The organism is Rhodococcus sp. (in: high G+C Gram-positive bacteria) (assembly GCF_049591685.1).
Lineage (GTDB): Bacteria > Actinomycetota > Actinomycetes > Mycobacteriales > Mycobacteriaceae > Rhodococcoides.
Genome location: NZ_JBAWFH010000452.1, coordinates 1 through 1,532, shown reverse-complemented (window position 1 = coordinate 1,532; position 1,532 = coordinate 1). Strand labels below are relative to the sequence as shown.

Below are 1,532 nucleotides of genomic sequence, written 5' to 3'. Positions count from 1 at the left end.
CCCCGGAGGTGGTGTAGGCGTTGGACGTGCTCATCGGTTGTCTCCGGAGTAGTGGACCCAGGATCGCTGGGTGCGGAAGAGGATGAAGGCGATGATCGCGATGACCACGAGCAGCACCCAGGCGATGGCGGAGGCGTAGCCCATCTGGCCGTCGCTGAATCCGCGCTTGTAGAGGTAGAGGGTGATGAAGTTCGTCATGCCGGCAGGGCCACCGGAGCCGTTCGAGATGATGTAGGCCGAGGCGAACACCTGGAACGCGCCGATGAGGCCGAGCAGCAGATTGAAGAAGATCACCGGCGAGAGCATCGGCACGGTCACCGCGCGGAAGCGCTGGAACGCGTTTGCGCCGTCCATCTCGGATGCTTCGTACAGTTCTTTCGGGATCTGCTTGAGACCCGCGAGGAAGATGACCATCGTCGCGCCGAACTGCCAGACCGACAGCACGATCATCGCGGGGAGGACGAGGGACGGGTTTCCGATCCAGCCGCCCAGATCGATGCCGATGGCGCTGAGGCCGTTGTCGACGGGGCCGTCGCTGGCGAACATCGCGCGCCATACGATCGCGACCGACACCGACCCGCCGATGAGGGACGGGGCGTAGAACGAGGAGCGGAAGAAACCGGCACCCTTGTCGCGGTAGTTCAGCAGCATCGCGACCAGCAGCGCTGCCAGAAGCGTGATCGGGGTGCCGACGAGCACGTAGACCAGCGTGATCTGCGCCGACTGGATGAACTGAGGGTCGCTCGTGAACATCCGGATGTAGTTCTCGAACCCGATCCACTTGGGCGGGGAGAAGATGTTGTAGTTCGTGAACGACAGGTACAGCGAGTACACCATCGGGATGGCCGTCAGGCCGAAGAACCCGATCATCCACGGGATCAGGAACCCGTACCCCGCGAGGCTCTCTTTCAGCGCTCGTCGCTTCTGACCGGGGCGGGTGTAGTCAGTCTCGGGGTGACTGCGCCGCACGGTCGACCGCCGGGACGATTTCTCGCCGGTGACGATCACTCTCGTCGATGTGGTGCTCACGGGGTTCTCCTGGTCGGGTACGAAAGGGGGAGTCCGGGGCCCGAGCGTGCGCTCGAGCCCCGGACGGGATGTTACGGGAGAACGACGTCCATCTCGCCGAAGAACTGCGCGACCGCGTCGTCGACCGTGACGGTGCCGAACGCGAGCTCGACGCCGAGCTGACGGAACTTCTCCTCAAGCGTGCCGTAGCCGACGATCGGGACGGGCGGGGCGTCGCCCAGACGGTCTTCGATCGAGGCCTCGTAGTCCTTGACCTGCTGGCTCAGCGGGTCGAGGTCTGCGGCGGCGAGAGCGGTCTCCGACGCCGGGAGGCCGCGGTTGGTGCCGAAGATCTCACCGGACTCCGGCGAGTTCACGAGGAAGTTGACCAGCGTCGCGGCGGCCTCCGGGTGCTCGGTCTTCGCCGAGATCGTGTGGAGCATCGAGGGCTTCAGGTAGAGGTCCTTGCTGCCTTCCACCGTGACGGGCGGAGCGATGAGGCCGAGTTCGGTGTAGTCCTCGCC

General features: G+C 64.9%; 2 protein-coding genes. Both read right to left on the bottom strand.

Features of this window, described 5'->3' with window-relative positions:
- Positions 1-30: 30 nt before the first annotated feature.
- The gene (locus WBQ44_RS18950) at positions 31-1,029 is read right to left on the bottom strand and encodes a carbohydrate ABC transporter permease (RefSeq protein ID WP_495568214.1); all 999 of its coding nucleotides are present in this window, start codon (positions 1,027-1,029) and stop codon (positions 31-33) included.
- 71 nt (positions 1,030-1,100) lie between these two features.
- Positions 1,101-1,532 (bottom strand): hypothetical protein (locus WBQ44_RS18945; RefSeq protein WP_495568213.1); only part of this gene is annotated, 432 nt, incomplete at its 5' end.